Below are 15,155 nucleotides of genomic sequence, written 5' to 3' on the forward strand. Positions count from 1 at the left end.
CATCATGAAAATTGCCTTCATCGGCGGCGGCAATATGGCCGCTGCAATCATCGGCGGTCTGATCAGGCACGGCGTCGCGCCGGCCGACCTTTACGCGATCGACCCCAACGAAGAAGCGCGCAAGCGCAACGAGCAGCAATTCGGTATTCGCACGGGCGCAGCCGCAGATGCCGCGCTCGCGCCGTTCGACGCGATCGTGCTAGCCGTAAAGCCGCAGGTTCTCAAAGTCGTAGCGGAAGGACTGGCGCCGCATCTGGGCGCGACGCAGGTGGTCATCAGCATCGCTGCGGGGATTCGCACCGCCGATATGTCGCGCTGGCTCAACGGCCATCAACGCATTGTGCGTGTGATGCCCAATACGCCGGCGCTGATCGGCATGGGTGTGGCAGGTCTTTCGGCGACTGGCAGCGTCGACGCTGCGGATCGTGAACTGGCGACTCAAGTGTTAGGCGCCGTGGGCCAGACCGTCTGGTTCGACGATGAAGCGAAGATCGACGCCGTAACCGCCATCTCGGGCAGCGGCCCGGCCTACGTGTTCTACTTCATCGAAGCGCTGCAGGAAGCCGCGCGCCAGCTCGGCATGGACGAAGCGCAAGGCCGCGCGCTGGCTGTTGCGACGTTCACCGGCGCGGCGCAACTGGCGGCCCAGTCAGACGAGCCGCCCAGCGTGTTGCGCGAACGGGTGACGTCAAAAGGCGGCACCACTGCAGCGGCGCTCGTTTCGTTTGAGGCAAGTGGGATCAAGGAAGCGATTGTGCGCGGCGTGCTGGCGGCCGATGCACGCGCCAAGGAAATGGGCGACGAGTTCGGCAAGCAATAAAGCGGCGTTGCTGCTGGCCGCGCCGACCCGCGCCGGGTTCTTACGAAAACACTGCGGCGCCGCAGGTCCTTCGCGCCGCAGGAAGTCCCCTTCGGCGTGCGTTGGCGCGGTGAAGCGCCAAGTGGAGAGCGCTCAGAACGAGGCCGCGGCGTAGTGTGCGGCAATCCCCGCGAACAGCGCCCCGCCCAGCCAGTTGTTATGACGGAAGGCGGCAAAGCACGCCATGCGGTCACGGTCGCGAATCAGCGTGTAGTGGTAGACGGCGCAGCCCGCGGCAGCCACCCAGCCGAGCCAGTACAACCAGCCAAAACCGAGCGTGAGACCAATCCGGATATAAATCCCGAGCGTCAGCGCATAGCACAGCATGATCGCGAAAACGTCGTAGCGGCCGAAGGTCAGCGCCGAAGTGCGGATGCCGATCTTGATGTCGTCGTCGCGGTCGACCATCGCGTATTCGGTGTCATACGCCACCGACCAGAACACATTGGCCAGCAGCATCAGCCAGGCAAGCATCGGTACGTGATCCTGCACGGCGGCAAACGCCATCGGAATGCCGAAGCCGAACGCAATGCCCAGATACGCCTGCGGGATCGCGAAGAAACGCTTGGTGAACGGATACGAACCCGCGACGAACAGCGCCGCCACCGACAGTTCCTTGGTCAGCGTATTGAGCGGCAAGATCAGAAGAAACGACAGGAGCGCGAGCACAACCGCGAGCACGATGGCCTCCCACGCCTTGATCTTGCCCGAGGTGATGGGACGGTTCTCGGTACGCTTCACATAGCGGTCGAAATCGCGGTCCGCGTAATCATTGATCGCGCAGCCAGCCGAGCGCATCAACACCGTGCCGAGCGCGAAAATCGCCAGCAGCGACATCGGCGGGTGCCCGTCCGACGCGATCCACAGCGCGTTGAGCGTCGGCCACAGCAGCAGCAGGCTGCCGATTGGCTTGTCCATGCGGACGAGGCGCAGATACAAAGGGAGTCGGGCGAACATGGGCGGGCGTCGTCAAGTGCGGGCAGTGACGACATTTTAAGGTATGTGCGCGAGGGAAGCCGCAGAACGCCGCCGCCGTGAGCCAGTGCGTCCCAATGCCCTTGTGTATCCGGGCCACAAAAAACAAAGCCTCCCACGAATGCGATTCGGGGAGGCCCGGTACTTCAGATACGCTGACCGCTTACGCCAGCATCGCGCGCAGCATCCACGCGGTCTTTTCGTGCGTCTGCATGCGCTGCGTCAGCAGGTCGGCAGTCGGTTCGTCGTTGGCCGCTTCAGTTGCCGGGAAAATCCCGCGCGCGGTACGCACCACGGCTTCCTGGCCTTCCACCAGCTGACGGATCATCTCTTCCGCTGCCGGCACGCCATCCGCTTCCGGAATCGACGACAGCTTCGCGAATTCCTTGTAGCTGCCCGGCGCATGCACGCCCAGCGCACGGATCCGCTCAGCGATCAGATCGACAGCCAGCGCCAGTTCGGTGTACTGCGTCTCGAACATGAGGTGCAGCGTGTTGAACATCGGACCCGTGACGTTCCAGTGAAAGTTGTGGGTCTTCAGGTACAGCGTGTACGTGTCCGCCAGCAGATGCGACAGGCCGTCCGCGATCTTCTTGCGATCCTTGTCGCTAATGCCGATATTGATGTGTTGTACGGTTTCTTTTTTGGCCATGACGACTCCTGTAAAGAGTGATACGAAACAGCAGGCAGAGCATGGCGCGCTCACGCGCTAACCATGAATCTGCGAACGTCCGCCAGTTTATCGTACAAATGTGCAGACCCTATGCACCTTGCTCGCGCTACTTTGCGTAGTTGTGGGCTTCGACCTTCCACAGGTAATCATCGACTGCGCGCGAAATTTCCGTGAACAGATCGGAGGTCGACGGGTCTCCAGCGTCACCTGACTCGTTGATCGCTGCTACGGTCTGCTGCCCGTATTTCGCCAGCGCCGCCGAGAGTTGGCGAACGTGGTCGGCGCCATCCGTCAACTCCAGCGGATACGACTCGAGCTGCGTTTTATCGGCCACGTGTTCGACCCGGCCATCGGCCGTACCACCAAGTGCAACCAGGCGCTCGGCGCTCAGATCGGCCCACTCGATAGCGGCGGTGTGAACCTCGTCGAACAGCAGATGCAGCGCGATGAAATTCGGACCCTTCACGTTCCAGTGTGCCTGCTTAGCCTGCCGTTGCACGTCAATCGCGGTGACGAGCGACTGACTAAGCAGATCGACAGACTTGCGCCGAATCGCTTCGGCCAACGTATTGCGGGTGGAATGAAGTGACATGACAACCTCCATATAAAAAGTTCAGGAGTAAAGCTGCGTGCGCGCAACAGCGCTCCGCCAGTCAGTCCTAGTGACCCGACAGGTGTTGCAGCGCGTGCGATGCAATCAGCGCGTAACCGCTCGTCAGGATGGCAAGGCCAACCAGCTTGCGCGAGAAGTTGCCGCCAAAGACAATCCGTGCGTCACGTGCGAGCCATGCGCTGCCGATGCTTAACATATGAACCATGTCCGTTCCCCTTCGACTTCGAACTGGCAAGACGCCCATGCGTCCACCGTGATTATCGGATAGGGCCCAGGCGGTACTGCCTGACTGCCCGAGCCCGCTGCTCTTACCGGCCTCATTCGCCGGCGCAGTGATACTTCGTTTGATGCTTACTTCGCTTTCTCATTGAGCGTCGCCAACGCCGCGATCACCCCTTCTGCGTACGCCGGATCGATCCGGCGGAAATGCTCGAGCTGCCGCGCAAGGATCTCCTGCGGCACGCCATTGATATGGCGCGCGATGTTGCCGAAGAAGCGTTCGCGTTGCGCCGCATCGAACAGGCGGAACAGTGCAGCCGGCTGGCTGTAGTAGTCCTCGTCCTCACGATGGTCGTAACGGTCCACGGCACCCGCAGCCAGCGGCGGTTCGGACGCGTTGCGGTCCTGCGCGAAATCGCCGAAGCGATTCGGCTCGTAGTTCGCTGTGCTACCGAGATTGCCGTCAGTACGCATCGCGCCATCGCGATGGAACGAATGCTGACGCTGCACGCGTGACGCGTTCACCGGGATCTGGTGGTGATTGATCCCGAGCCGGTAACGCTGCGTATCGCCGTACGAAAACAGACGCCCCTGCAGCAAACGGTCCGGCGAGAAACCAATGCCCGGCACCACGTTGGCCGGCGTGAAGGCGGCCTGCTCCACATCGGCAAAGTAGTTCTGCGCGTTGCGGTTCAGCTCGATCGTGCCGACATCGATCAGCGGATAGTCCTTGTACGGCCACACCTTGGTGATATCGAACGGGTTGTAGCGATACGTGAGCGCATCGGCTTCCGGCATCACCTGAATGCAGAAACGCCATTTCGGAAAGTTGCCGTTATCGATGTTATCGATCAGATCGCGCTGTGCGCTCTCACGGTCTTGCGCAACGACTTGCGCCGCTTCGGCGTCGGTGTAGTTCTCGATACCCTGCATCGACTTGAAGTGGAACTTCACCCAGAAGCGCTCATCGTTCGCGTTGATGAACGAGAATGTGTGCGAACCGAAGCCATGCATCTGACGGTAGTTCTGCGGAATACCGCGATCGCTCATCAGGATCGTCACCTGATGCAACGATTCCGGATGACGCGACCAGAAGTCCCACGCCGCCACGTTGCTGCGCATGTTTGTGTACGGATCGCGCTTTTGCGTGTGAATGAAGTCCGGAAACTTGAGCGGATCGCGGATGAAGAACACGGGCGTGTTGTTGCCGACAATGTCCCAGTTGCCCTCTTCCGTGTAGAACTTGATCGAGAAGCCGCGCACATCGCGTTCGGCGTCGGCAGCGCCGCGCTCGCCAGCTACCGTCGAAAAGCGCATGAAGAGCGGGGTTTCCTTGCCGACCTGCGAGAACACGTTCGCCTTCGTGAAGCGCGAAATGTCGTGCGTAACCTTCAGCGTGCCGAACGCGCCCGAGCCTTTCGCATGCACACGGCGCTCAGGAATCACTTCGCGGTCGAAGTGCGCCAGCTTTTCGAGCAGCCAAACGTCTTGCAACACCACGGGGCCACGGGCGCCGCCGGTCATCGAATTCTGGTTGTCGGCGACAGGTGCGCCGGCTGCCGAGGTAAGTTTGCTTTCGGACATCGTGTATTCCTGATGAGAGTTTTTTTGTACGGCTGGAAACAGGGCTGTGGGCCGCGCGCCGTCTTTTTCGCGGCGCAGCTCGCCCGACCGGACGAGGTCTTACGCGCTCAGCGCGCGGTCGACCAGCAACGAGACTGCGACGGTGCGCACGCTATTCGCCGACATGGCGAAGCGGCTCGCCGGTGTGGCGCTTTGGGTGGAAACTTGCTGGGGCTGCTGCGCTTGGGGCTGCGTCATGATTTCCTCCATATCGTGTTAGTCGCGATCGGAATCGGGCGACCCATGGAGGAAACTATACCTATGCTATCGAAAAGTTATATTTGATTAATTTTATCTATTCGATAGGGGCCGACGCTATCGGCCTTTGATACGGGCAGGCCCGGAGCACCTGATGGCGCCGGGCCTGCTTTGAAACGCTCAATTCACCGCGACGGGAAGTTCGAGTTTGCTCACACCGGCCAGATCGCAGGCGTTGATGGCGTCGCAGATCGCGTCGATGGCGGGCATGCGGGTAAAGCTTTTCCGCCAGGCCAGCACCACGCGGCGATCCGGCACCGGTTCGTCAAAAGCCACGTAGCTGAGCAGGCCAGAATCGATGCCGCCTGCGTGCGGCTTCACTTCCTGCACCGACATGCGCGGCAAAACGGTAATGCCGACGCCGCTCGCCACCATATGACGGATCGTCTCGAGCGACGAGCCTTCGAAAGTCTTCTGGATGCCGTCAGCGTTCTGTGAGAAGCGCATCAGCTCAGGGCACACGCCCAGCACGTGATCGCGGAAACAATGGCCGCTGCCGAGCAGCAGCATGGTTTCCTGCTTGAGATCGTCCGGATCGATTTTCTTGCGATGCTCCCACGCATGGCCGGACGGCAGCGCGACGACGAACGGCTCGTCGTAAAGCGGGCGCAGCATCAAGCCGGTTTCGGGGAACGGCAGCGCCATGATCGCGACGTCGATCTCTCCCTGCTTGAGCAGTTCGATCAGCTTGAGCGTGTAGTTCTCCTGCAGCATCAACGGCATCTGCGGGACGCGTTTGATCATCTGCTTGACGAGTGTGGGCAACAGGTACGGCCCGATCGTGTAGATAACGCCGAGGCGCAGCGGTCCGACCAGCGGATCTTTGCCCTGCTTGGCGATCTCCTTGATAGCGAGCGTCTGTTCGAGGACGCGCTGCGCCTGGGTGACGATCTGCTCGCCGATCGGCGTCACGCTCACTTCACTCGTGCCACGCTCGAAAATCTGCACATTCAGTTCGTCTTCGAGCTTCTTGATCGCTACCGACAGCGTCGGCTGGCTGACGAAACACGCCTCTGCCGCGCGGCCGAAGTGCCGCTCGCGGGCAACCGCGACGATGTATTTCAATTCAGTGAGCGTCATTGGGGACCAATCAGTGCGATGAATTCGATAGGTTTCAGTTATACACCTATGGGGCCAATTCGCCAACCTCCCCCAGCACAGGGAATGCCCGGAAACGTTACCGACCGTAACGCCGCGCTGTTCAAAACCCGCAAACGGACGCCGGCTCAGGCTTTGAGGTATTGCTCACGCGCCCCGAGCCAGCGCGCCAGGTGCTGGGTGACCACGTCCGGATACTTTTCCAGCAGATGGGCCGCCGCCTCGCGAGCGGGTTCGATCAGCCAGCCGTCCTGCTCCAGATCGGCAAAGCGCAGCATCGCCGCGCCTGACTGGCGCGCACCGAGAAACTCACCGGGGCCCCGGATTTCCAGGTCGCGGCGGGCGATCTCGAAGCCATCGGTCGTCTCGCGCATGGTCTGCAAACGGGCGCGGGCGGTGATCGACAGCGGTCCGGTGTAAAGCAGCACGCAGACGGAAGCCGCACTGCCGCGCCCGACGCGGCCGCGCAACTGGTGCAATTGCGCGAGGCCGAAGCGCTCGGCATGCTCGATCACCATCAGCGACGCATTTGGCACATCTACGCCCACTTCGATCACGGTTGTCGCGACCAGCAATTGCACTTCGTTACGGGTGAAAGCGTCCATCACCGCGGCTTTCTCCGCCGGGGCAAGCCGGCCATGCACGAGGCCGACGTTCAGTTCCGGCAGCGCGGCGACCAGCGTTTCATAGGTTTCGACGGCCGTCTGCAATTGCAGCGTCTCGCTTTCCTCGATCAGCGGACAGACCCAGTAGACCTGGCGTCCGGTCAGCGCCGCCTCGCGCACGCGGCCAATCACTTCTTCGCGACGCGCGTCGGAAATGAGCTTCGTCAGAATCGGGGTGCGGCCGGGTGGGAGTTCGTCGATGGTCGAGACGTCGAGGTCCGCGTAATAGGTCATGGCCAGCGTGCGCGGAATCGGCGTGGCGGACATCATCAACTGGTGCGGCTGAAAATCGCGGGCGCCTTCCGCTGCGTTGCGCGCCTTGGCGCGTAACGCGAGGCGCTGCGCCACACCGAAACGGTGCTGTTCGTCGACGATCACGAGTCCAAGTCGCGCGAACTCCACCGCATCCTGAATAATCGCGTGCGTGCCGATCACCAGTTGCGCGGTGCCGAGCGCCGCGGCCTCGATGGCTGCGCGCTTCTCTCTGGTTTTCAGACTGCCGGCCAGCCACGCGACGCTCACGCCGAGCGGCTCCAGCCAGCCGCGCAGCTTGCGTGCGTGCTGTTCGGCGAGGATTTCGGTCGGCGCCATCAAGGCGGCCTGATAGCCGGCGTCGATGGCCTGCGCGGCGGCAAGCGCGGCGACGACGGTCTTGCCGCTGCCCACGTCGCCCTGCAGCAGACGTTGCATGGGATGTGGCTGCGTCAGATCCAGTGCGATTTCACCGCCCACGCGCTGCTGGGCGCCGGTCAGCGAAAACGGCAGCGCTTTCAGGAGCCGCGCCACGAGTGAGGCTGGATCGTCCGCAGTTCGTCGTGGCATGCCAGGCGCCGTGCGCGTGCGGCGCTCATCGTGCGCGCGCTTCAGGGACATCTGCTGGGCGAGCAGTTCCTCGAACTTGATGCGTATCCAGGCCGGATGCGTACCGTCCATCAGGGCCGTTTCGTCCGAGTCGACACCGGGGTGATGCAGCATGCGCACCGCCTGCATCAGTGGCGGCACGCCGAGCGGATCCAGATACGTCCTGGCGACGGCCTCGGGCAACAATTCCGGCAGCGCCGCGCGCGACAGCGCGTTGTCGATCGCCTTGCGCAGATAAGCCTGGCTGACGCCCGCCGTGCTCGGATACACCGGCGTGAGCGCTTGCGGCAAAGGCGTGTCTTCATCGACGACGCGCACGGCCGGATGCACCATCTCCATGCCGAAGAAACCGCCACGGACGTCGCCACGCACCCGCAGGCGTGCGCCGATCGCCATCTGCTTGACCTGCGAGCCATAGAAATTCAGAAAGCGGAGCACCAGTTCGTCGCCGGTGTCGTCGCGTAGTTTGACCAGCAACTGGCGGCGCGGGCGATAGGCGATTTCGTTATCGAACACCACGCCTTCGGTCTGCGCCATGCCACCCGGCAGCAGGTGCGCGATCGGCGTCAACGAGGTCTCGTCCTCGTAGCGCATGGGTAGATGCAGGACCAGATTGATGTCGCTCGTGAGCCCGAGCTTGGCGAGCTTGTCAGCGGTTTTGGCAAGCGCCGGAGCGGGCTTCTCTGCCGCCTTGGGTGCCTTCGCTCCCTTGGGCGCTTTGGCCTCGCCGGATGCGCTCGTCTCTTTAGGCGCTTTGACCGCCTTCACCGATCTGGCTTCCTGCGACGGCCCAGGGTTGAGCAGTTCGCCCCCCTTGCCACGAGCGGCGGGGCGCTTCGGCTCGGCGCTCACTTCGTCGGTAGCGGAGGGCAAACGGCGGTCGGACAAAGGCATGGGTTGCTTCGCAAGTACAATATCGGCTTTCAAAGGTTTCGCAACGCCGCTGCGGCGTCCCGCAATCATAGCCGCAGGCCGCGAGGCTTCGGTGTTAATCCGACCGGCTTCGGCCTAAACCAGTTTCGTTCACGTCCTGCTTCCAGCCAGTCCGCATGTTCACGCTTTCCGATTTCGATTTCGACCTGCCGCCCGATCTGATCGCGCAAACCGCCTTGCCAGAGCGCAGCGCGAGCCGTCTGCTTGAAGTGGACGGCTTCGCCACGCCGGCGCGTTTCACCGACCGCCGCTTCGCGGAGCTGCCTGAATGCATCGCGCCAGGCGACCTGCTAGTGTTCAACGATACCAAAGTCCTGAAGGCGCGCTTCCTCGGCCAAAAGGCCAGTGGCGGCAAGATCGAAGTGCTGGTCGAGCGGCTGACCGGCGAGCGCACGGCGCTCGCGCAGGTCCGCGCCAGCAAGAGCCCGGCGCCCGGCACGACGCTGCGTCTGGCGGATGCATTCGACGTGACCGTCGGCGAGCGCGTTGAGCCGTTCTACACCCTGCACTTTCCCGAAGACTGCCTGACGCTGATCGAACAGTTCGGCCGGCTGCCGCTGCCGCCCTATATCGAGCACGATCCCGACGCGACTGACGAAACCCGTTATCAGACGGTGTTCGCACAAAATCCGGGAGCGGTGGCTGCTCCGACCGCCGGGCTGCACTTCGATGACGCGCTGCTGGCGCGGCTCGACGAGCGCGGCGTGGAACGCGCGACGCTCACGTTGCACGTCGGCGCCGGCACATTCCAGCCGGTGCGGGTGGAGAATATCTCCGAGCACAAGATGCACAGCGAGTGGTACCAGTTGCCGCAAACGCTGGTGGACCGGATCGTCGCGACCAAAGCTCGCGGCAACAAGGTGATCGCGGTAGGCACGACGTCGATGCGCGCGCTCGAAGCCGCCGCGCGCGACGCCGAAACCGCCGGCCAGCCGCTTGCCGCGACCGCCGCCGAGACCGATATTTTCATCACGCCGGGCTACAGGTTTCGTGTGGTCGACCGGCTGGTGACGAACTTCCATTTGCCGAAATCAACGCTGTTGATGCTGGTGTCGGCGTTCGCGGGCATCGAGACGATCCGTTCCGCGTACCGGCATGCCATTGAAGAGCGCTACCGGTTCTTCAGTTATGGCGACGCCATGCTGCTCACGCGCAAAGACGGCTGAGCTGAGCCCCTGTAGTTAGGCATCCGCATGGCGAATATGCCGTCCGCTAGCGTTGCGCGCGCGGCTCGCTCGGGGTAGTCTGCCGCACCTTGATTTCTTTACCCAGCCGTCGGGGCTAGCCCGGCGGCGTTCATGTCATGCGCCGGACTGTTCTCCGGTGGCACAGGAGTTCTCATGACCGAAGGTCATAATCACGATACCGGCGCCTCGAGCGCCAATTGTCCAAGCTGCGCCAATCACGACAGCAACTCCGCCGAACGTCCCGACAAAGGCCTCAAATTCGAGCTGCTCAATACCGACGGCCAGGCGCGCCGCGGCCGCTTGACGCTCAATCACGGCGTGGTCGAAACACCGATCTTCATGCCGGTCGGCACCTACGGCACCGTGAAGGCAGTCCAGCCGCGCGAGCTCGAAGAGATGCATGCGCAGATCATCCTCGGCAACACCTTCCACCTGTGGCTGCGTCCGGGACTCGAAACGATCGGCGCGCACGGCGGCCTGCACCGCTTCATGGGCTGGAACCGGCCTATCCTCACCGACTCCGGCGGCTTCCAGGTATTTTCGCTGGGTGATCTGCGCAAGATTACCGAAGATGGCGTCACGTTCGCCTCGCCGATCAACGGCGACAAGCTGTTTCTGTCGCCCGAAGTGTCGATGCAGATCCAGAAGGTGCTGAACTCGGACATCGTCATGCAGTTCGACGAATGCACGCCCTACGCCACCAACAACATCCCGACTTCGCACAAGGACGCAGCCGACTCGATGCGCATGTCGATGCGCTGGGCCCAGCGTTCGATCAACGAATTCAACGGGCTGGGCAATCCGAACGCGCTGTTCGGGATCGTCCAGGGCGGCATGTTCGAGGATCTGCGCGACGAATCGCTGGCAGGTCTCGCGGAGATGGACTTCCATGGCTATGCGATCGGCGGCCTGTCGGTGGGCGAGCCGAAGGAAGACATGATGCGCGTGCTCAACCACATCGGCCCGAAGCTGCCGGCCCACAAGCCGCACTATCTGATGGGCGTAGGCACGCCGGAAGACCTGGTAGCGGGCGTGGCAGCCGGCGTCGACATGTTCGACTGCGTGATGCCGACCCGCAACGCGCGCAACGGCTGGCTCTTCACCCGCTTCGGCGACGTCAAGATCCGCAACGCGACGCACAAGAACTCACTGCGCCCGCTCGACGAAACCTGCGGCTGCTATACCTGCCGGAATTTCACCCGTGGCTACCTGCACCATCTGCATCGCGTTGGCGAAATTCTTGGCGCGCAGCTCAACACGATCCACAATCTGCACTACTACCTCGAACTGATGAGCGAGATCCGCGAATCAATCGAGACGCAGACGTTCGAGGCGTTCCGCAAGCGCTTCCACGAGAACCGGGCACGGGGTGTCGAACAGGCCGCCTAGAGGGTTTCTACAAAAGCCCCGCTGAAAGATTTCGCTGCCGGCGCCCGAACTCAAAAAAGAAGATGCGGACGCAAGCAAGCACCCAAGGAAGGCGCACAATAGCGCCCGCCGACGGATTCCCCCGAAGAAACCGTCGGCGCGAGACCTGAACATTACAATTCCATTTCGCGACGGCCCAAAGAAGCCTTTAACAGCTTGATCGGAAAGCTCATTTGCCGTGCCGTCGTACCAAATGCCGGTGGTAGAATAATCGGCTGATTTTTTTGTTCGTTATAACGGAGAGACCAACGTGTCGTTTTTTTCCAACGCCTTCGCTCAAGGCTCAGGCGGTGCAGAATCAAGCCTGATGAGCTTCCTGCCGCTGATCCTGATGTTTGGCGTGCTGTACTTCATCATGATTCGCCCTCAAATGAAGCGCCAGAAGGAACATCGCAACATGCTCGCCGCTATGGCCAAGGGCGATGAAGTGGTCACGAACGGTGGCATCGTCGGCAAGGTGACCAAGGTTAGCGACGCGTACGTCGGCGTCGAAATCGCCGAAGGCACGGAAATCACCGTGCAAAAAGCATCGGTCACGACGATTCTCCCGAAGGGCACGATCAAGTCGCTGTAAGGCCTGCTCTCTCGCGTCCGGCGCGGCCTCGCGAAACTGAGGCCAGCATGCCTGTCATGCCATCCATGCCAACAGGTACGCTGCGCCTTCCGCGCCCATCGCCGGACGCATCGCTTACGAGCCAACTTTCCCGTTGGACCACTCCATGAATCGTTACCCCCTCTGGAAATATGTCGTGATGGTCGTGGCGCTTGCCATCGGCCTCATCTACACATTGCCCAATTTCTTCGGCGAAGCGCCGGCGGTGCAGGTGCTGAGCGGCAAGGCAACGGTCAAGCTCGATTCGTCGACACTGTCGCAAATCGAAGCCACGCTGGCCGCCAATCAGATCGCCGCTTCCGACGTGACGTACGACAACTCGTCGAGCAACGCGAATATTCGCGTGCGTCTGTCGGATACCGACACGCAGTTGCGCGTGAAAGACCTGCTGTCGAAGACGCTGAACAGCGATCCGAACGACCCGAATTTTGTCGTCGCCCTGAACCTGCAAAGCGCGTCGCCGCGCTGGCTGACTGCCCTGCACGCGTTGCCGATGTACCTCGGCCTCGACCTGCGCGGCGGTGTGCACTTCCTGCTGCAGGTGGACATGGCGGGCGCGCTGAACAAGAAGCTCGACTCGGACGCCTCAGACGCGCGCACGCTGCTGCGTGACAACAACATCCGCGATGGCGGCGTGAATCGCGTCAACCAGACCGTGGTGATCAATTTCGCCGACAAGGACACGGCGGACGCGGCGAGCAAACAGCTTTCGCGCAGCATCAGCGAGCTCCAGTGGGAAACGCAGACGGCGCCTGACGGCAGCTATCAGCTGGTCGGCACGTTCACGCCGGCCGTGCAGAAGACGGTCGAAGACGCGGCGCTCAAGCAGAACATCACGACACTGCATAACCGGGTCAACGAACTTGGCGTGGCCGAACCAGTGATCCAGCAGCAAGGCGCCGACCGCATCGTGGTCGAACTGCCGGGCGTGCAGGACACGGCGAAGGCGAAGGACATCATCGGCCGCACGGCAACGCTCGAAGCGCGTCTAGCCGATCCGAACGACCTGCACCCGAATCCGGGTGACGCCGTGCCGCCGGGCGACGAACTGTTCACCGAAGGCAACCAGGCGCCGGTCATGTTGAGGAAGCAGGTGATCTTCACTGGTGACCGCATCATCGACGCTTCGGCAGGCTTTGACGAACACCAGCGTCCGTCGGTCAACATCCGTCTCGACTCGGCCGGCGGCCGGGCCGTCGCGAGCGTCTCGCGCGACAACATCGGCAAGCCGATGGCGATGGTGCTGTTCGAAAAGGGCAAGGGCCAGGTGTTGACGGTCGCGACGATCCAGTCCGAACTGGGCGACCGCTTCCAGATCACTGGCCAGCCGACCCCGCAAGCTGCCGCCGACCTCGCGCTGCTGCTGCGCGCCGGTTCGCTGGCAGCGCCGATGGACATCATCGAAGAACGCACGATCGGCCCGAGCCTCGGCGCCGATAACATCAAGAAGGGCTTCCACTCGGTGATCTGGGGTTTTACGGCCATCGCCGTCTTCATGATTGCGTACTACCTGCTGTTCGGCGTGGTCTCGATCATTGGCCTGTCGGTCAACCTGTTGCTGCTGATCGCGGTGCTGTCGATGCTGCAGGCCACCCTGACCTTGCCGGGTATCGCAGCTATCGCGCTGGCGCTCGGTATGGCCATTGACGCGAACGTGCTGATCAACGAGCGCGTGCGTGAAGAGCTGCGTCACGGCGCGCCGGCGCAGCTGGCCATCCAGAATGGTTACGCGCATGCATGGGCGACCATTCTCGACTCGAACGTAACCACGCTGATCGCCGGTCTGGCGCTGCTCGCGTTCGGCTCGGGTCCGGTGCGCGGCTTCGCGATCGTGCACTGTATCGGGATCCTGACGTCGATGTTCTCTGCCGTGTTCTTCTCGCGCGGTCTCGTGAACCTCTGGTACGGCGGCAAGAAGAAGCTGAAGTCGCTGGCCATTGGCCAGGTGTGGAGGCCGGCAGCGGTCGAAGGCGCCGCCGCTGCCGCGTATCTCGGCAGTGAAGATGCCGAAACCGACACAGGACGGGCCATCACCGCAGCAGCCGCCAAGCCGAAGGCCGCGGCCCAGGCTCAGGCCCGCGCCGGCAAGCCGACGGTGCGACGTCGCAATGCCCCCGGCAACACGCCGCAGAAACCGGGTTCATCCCGCTGAGTCCCGGAGAACAAGACCATGGAATTTTTCCGCATTCGCAAAGATCTACCGCTCATGCAGCGGGCATTGGTGTTCAACGCGATCTCGCTGCTGACGTTTATTGCTGCCGTGTTCTTCCTGCTGCATCGCGGGCTGCATCTGTCGGTGGAGTTCACCGGCGGTACGGTCATCGAAGTGCAGTATCCGACCACGGTGCCGCTCGAACCGGTGCGCGGCACACTCGCCAAACTCGGCTATCCGGACGCTCAAGTGCAGAACTTCGGCACCTCGCGTGACGTGCTGATCCGTCTGCCGGTCAAGGCCGGCCTCACCTCGGCCCAGCAGAGCGATCAGGTGATGGGCGCATTGAAGGGTGAAGATGCCCAGGTGCAGTTGCAGCGCGTCGAGTTCGTCGGCCCGCAGGTCGGCAAGGAACTGGTCACCAACGGTCTGCTCGCGCTCGCCTGCGTGGTGGCCGGCATCGTGATCTACCTGTCGTTCCGCTTCGAATGGAAGTACGCCGTAGCCGGCGTGATCGCCAACCTGCACGACGTGGTGATCATTCTCGGCTTCTTCGCGTTCTTCCAGTGGGAGTTCTCGCTGTCGGTGCTGGCTGCCGTGCTCGCGGTGCTCGGCTACTCGGTGAACGAGTCGGTGGTTATCTTCGACCGGATTCGCGAAACGTTCCGCCGCGAACGCAAGATGACGGTCATCGAGGTCATCAACCACGCCATTACCAGCACGATGTCGCGGACCATCATCACCCACGGCTGTACGCAGATGATGGTGCTGTCGATGTTCCTGTTCGGCGGTCCAACGCTGCACTACTTCGCTCTGGCGCTGACGGTCGGTATTCTGTTCGGTATCTATTCGTCGGTGTTCGTTGCGGCAGCGCTGGCGATGTGGCTCGGCGTGAAGCGCGACGACCTGATCAAGGAAAAGAAGGAACGTCACGACCCGAGCGACCCGAACGCAGGCGCACAAGTCTGAAGTTCGAGACAGTCGGGAACAAACGCAAA

14 protein-coding genes are annotated in these 15,155 nt (G+C 62.3%); 6 read left to right on the plus strand and 8 right to left on the minus strand.

Annotation, left to right across the window (positions count from 1 at the left end; all coding sequences use genetic code 11):
• Positions 1-4: 4 nt before the first annotated feature.
• Positions 5-820 carry a pyrroline-5-carboxylate reductase gene (gene proC, locus P3T20_RS07430; RefSeq protein ID WP_429286567.1) on the plus strand — a complete coding sequence of 272 codons (816 nt, stop codon included), beginning with the start codon at positions 5-7 and terminating at the stop codon, positions 818-820.
• 132 nt (positions 821-952) lie between these two features.
• On the opposite strand, the gene ubiA is transcribed toward proC, so the two are convergent.
• The 8 genes from ubiA to recG all read right to left on the minus strand — a co-directional run bounded on the left by ubiA (position 953) and on the right by recG (position 8,738).
• Positions 953-1,816, minus strand: coding sequence for a 4-hydroxybenzoate octaprenyltransferase (ubiA, locus tag P3T20_RS07435; protein WP_429286568.1), 864 nt, complete (start codon positions 1,814-1,816; stop codon positions 953-955).
• Positions 1,817-1,997: 181 nt separating this feature from the next.
• Positions 1,998-2,486 carry a Dps family protein gene (locus P3T20_RS07440; protein ID WP_074265833.1) on the minus strand — a complete coding sequence of 163 codons (489 nt, stop codon included), beginning with the start codon at positions 2,484-2,486 and terminating at the stop codon, positions 1,998-2,000.
• Between the two features lie 127 nt (positions 2,487-2,613).
• The gene (gene dps, locus P3T20_RS07445) at positions 2,614-3,099 is read right to left on the minus strand and encodes a DNA starvation/stationary phase protection protein Dps (RefSeq protein WP_429286569.1); all 486 of its coding nucleotides are present in this window, start codon (positions 3,097-3,099) and stop codon (positions 2,614-2,616) included.
• 67 nt (positions 3,100-3,166) lie between these two features.
• Positions 3,167-3,325, minus strand: coding sequence for a hypothetical protein (locus P3T20_RS07450; protein ID WP_429286570.1), 159 nt, complete (start codon positions 3,323-3,325; stop codon positions 3,167-3,169).
• 146 nt (positions 3,326-3,471) lie between these two features.
• Positions 3,472-4,923, minus strand: a complete 1,452-nt coding sequence (locus P3T20_RS07455) for a catalase (RefSeq protein ID WP_429286571.1) — start codon at positions 4,921-4,923, stop codon at positions 3,472-3,474.
• A 99-nt stretch (positions 4,924-5,022) separates the two neighbouring features.
• On the minus strand, positions 5,023-5,160 hold the full coding sequence (locus tag P3T20_RS07460) for a hypothetical protein (protein ID WP_167379403.1): 138 nt from the start codon (positions 5,158-5,160) through the stop codon (positions 5,023-5,025).
• Positions 5,161-5,340: 180 nt separating this feature from the next.
• Positions 5,341-6,300, minus strand: a complete 960-nt coding sequence (locus tag P3T20_RS07465; protein WP_074265836.1) for a LysR substrate-binding domain-containing protein — start codon at positions 6,298-6,300, stop codon at positions 5,341-5,343.
• Between the two features lie 146 nt (positions 6,301-6,446).
• Entirely contained in the window at positions 6,447-8,738 is a 2,292-nt protein-coding gene (recG, locus tag P3T20_RS07470; protein WP_429286572.1) for an ATP-dependent DNA helicase RecG, read from the minus strand.
• Positions 8,739-8,893: 155 nt separating this feature from the next.
• On the opposite strand from recG, the gene queA reads away from it, so the two are divergent.
• From queA to secF, 5 genes are all read left to right on the plus strand, one after another.
• Positions 8,894-9,943 carry a tRNA preQ1(34) S-adenosylmethionine ribosyltransferase-isomerase QueA gene (queA, locus tag P3T20_RS07475; RefSeq protein ID WP_429286573.1) on the plus strand — a complete coding sequence of 350 codons (1,050 nt, stop codon included), beginning with the start codon at positions 8,894-8,896 and terminating at the stop codon, positions 9,941-9,943.
• Between the two features lie 174 nt (positions 9,944-10,117).
• Positions 10,118-11,353 (plus strand): tRNA guanosine(34) transglycosylase Tgt, encoded by a 1,236-nt coding sequence (gene tgt / locus P3T20_RS07480; protein ID WP_429286574.1) that lies wholly within the window; start codon positions 10,118-10,120, stop codon positions 11,351-11,353.
• Positions 11,354-11,642: 289 nt separating this feature from the next.
• On the plus strand, positions 11,643-11,966 hold the full coding sequence (gene yajC / locus P3T20_RS07485) for a preprotein translocase subunit YajC (RefSeq protein WP_074262421.1): 324 nt from the start codon (positions 11,643-11,645) through the stop codon (positions 11,964-11,966).
• Positions 11,967-12,111: 145 nt separating this feature from the next.
• A complete protein-coding gene (secD, locus tag P3T20_RS07490) occupies positions 12,112-14,157 on the plus strand; it encodes a protein translocase subunit SecD (protein ID WP_429286575.1) in 2,046 nt (681 codons plus the stop codon).
• A gap of 18 nt (positions 14,158-14,175) precedes the next feature.
• Positions 14,176-15,126 carry a protein translocase subunit SecF gene (gene secF / locus P3T20_RS07495; protein ID WP_074262423.1) on the plus strand — a complete coding sequence of 317 codons (951 nt, stop codon included), beginning with the start codon at positions 14,176-14,178 and terminating at the stop codon, positions 15,124-15,126.
• The last annotated feature ends 29 nt before the right edge of the window (positions 15,127-15,155 follow it).

This window comes from Paraburkholderia sp. GAS206C (genome assembly GCF_050435645.1).
In the GTDB taxonomy this organism is placed as follows: Bacteria; Pseudomonadota; Gammaproteobacteria; order Burkholderiales; family Burkholderiaceae; genus Paraburkholderia; species Paraburkholderia phenazinium_B.

What these genes read in the sequence shown, in the direction of transcription:
- proC (WP_429286567.1), top strand. Translation starts at nt 5, where the DNA reads ATGAAAATTGCCTTCATCGGCGGCGGCAATATGGCCGCTGCAATCATC.
- ubiA (WP_429286568.1), bottom strand. Translation starts at nt 1,816, where the DNA reads ATGTTCGCCCGACTCCCTTTGTATCTGCGCCTCGTCCGCATGGACAAG.
- P3T20_RS07440 (WP_074265833.1), bottom strand. Translation starts at nt 2,486, where the DNA reads ATGGCCAAAAAAGAAACCGTACAACACATCAATATCGGCATTAGCGAC.
- dps (WP_429286569.1), bottom strand. Translation starts at nt 3,099, where the DNA reads ATGTCACTTCATTCCACCCGCAATACGTTGGCCGAAGCGATTCGGCGC.
- P3T20_RS07450 (WP_429286570.1), bottom strand. Translation starts at nt 3,325, where the DNA reads ATGGTTCATATGTTAAGCATCGGCAGCGCATGGCTCGCACGTGACGCA.
- P3T20_RS07455 (WP_429286571.1), bottom strand. Translation starts at nt 4,923, where the DNA reads ATGTCCGAAAGCAAACTTACCTCGGCAGCCGGCGCACCTGTCGCCGAC.
- P3T20_RS07460 (WP_167379403.1), bottom strand. Translation starts at nt 5,160, where the DNA reads ATGACGCAGCCCCAAGCGCAGCAGCCCCAGCAAGTTTCCACCCAAAGC.
- P3T20_RS07465 (WP_074265836.1), bottom strand. Translation starts at nt 6,300, where the DNA reads ATGACGCTCACTGAATTGAAATACATCGTCGCGGTTGCCCGCGAGCGG.
- recG (WP_429286572.1), bottom strand. Translation starts at nt 8,738, where the DNA reads ATGCCTTTGTCCGACCGCCGTTTGCCCTCCGCTACCGACGAAGTGAGC.
- queA (WP_429286573.1), top strand. Translation starts at nt 8,894, where the DNA reads ATGTTCACGCTTTCCGATTTCGATTTCGACCTGCCGCCCGATCTGATC.
- tgt (WP_429286574.1), top strand. Translation starts at nt 10,118, where the DNA reads ATGACCGAAGGTCATAATCACGATACCGGCGCCTCGAGCGCCAATTGT.
- secD (WP_429286575.1), top strand. Translation starts at nt 12,112, where the DNA reads ATGAATCGTTACCCCCTCTGGAAATATGTCGTGATGGTCGTGGCGCTT.
- secF (WP_074262423.1), top strand. Translation starts at nt 14,176, where the DNA reads ATGGAATTTTTCCGCATTCGCAAAGATCTACCGCTCATGCAGCGGGCA.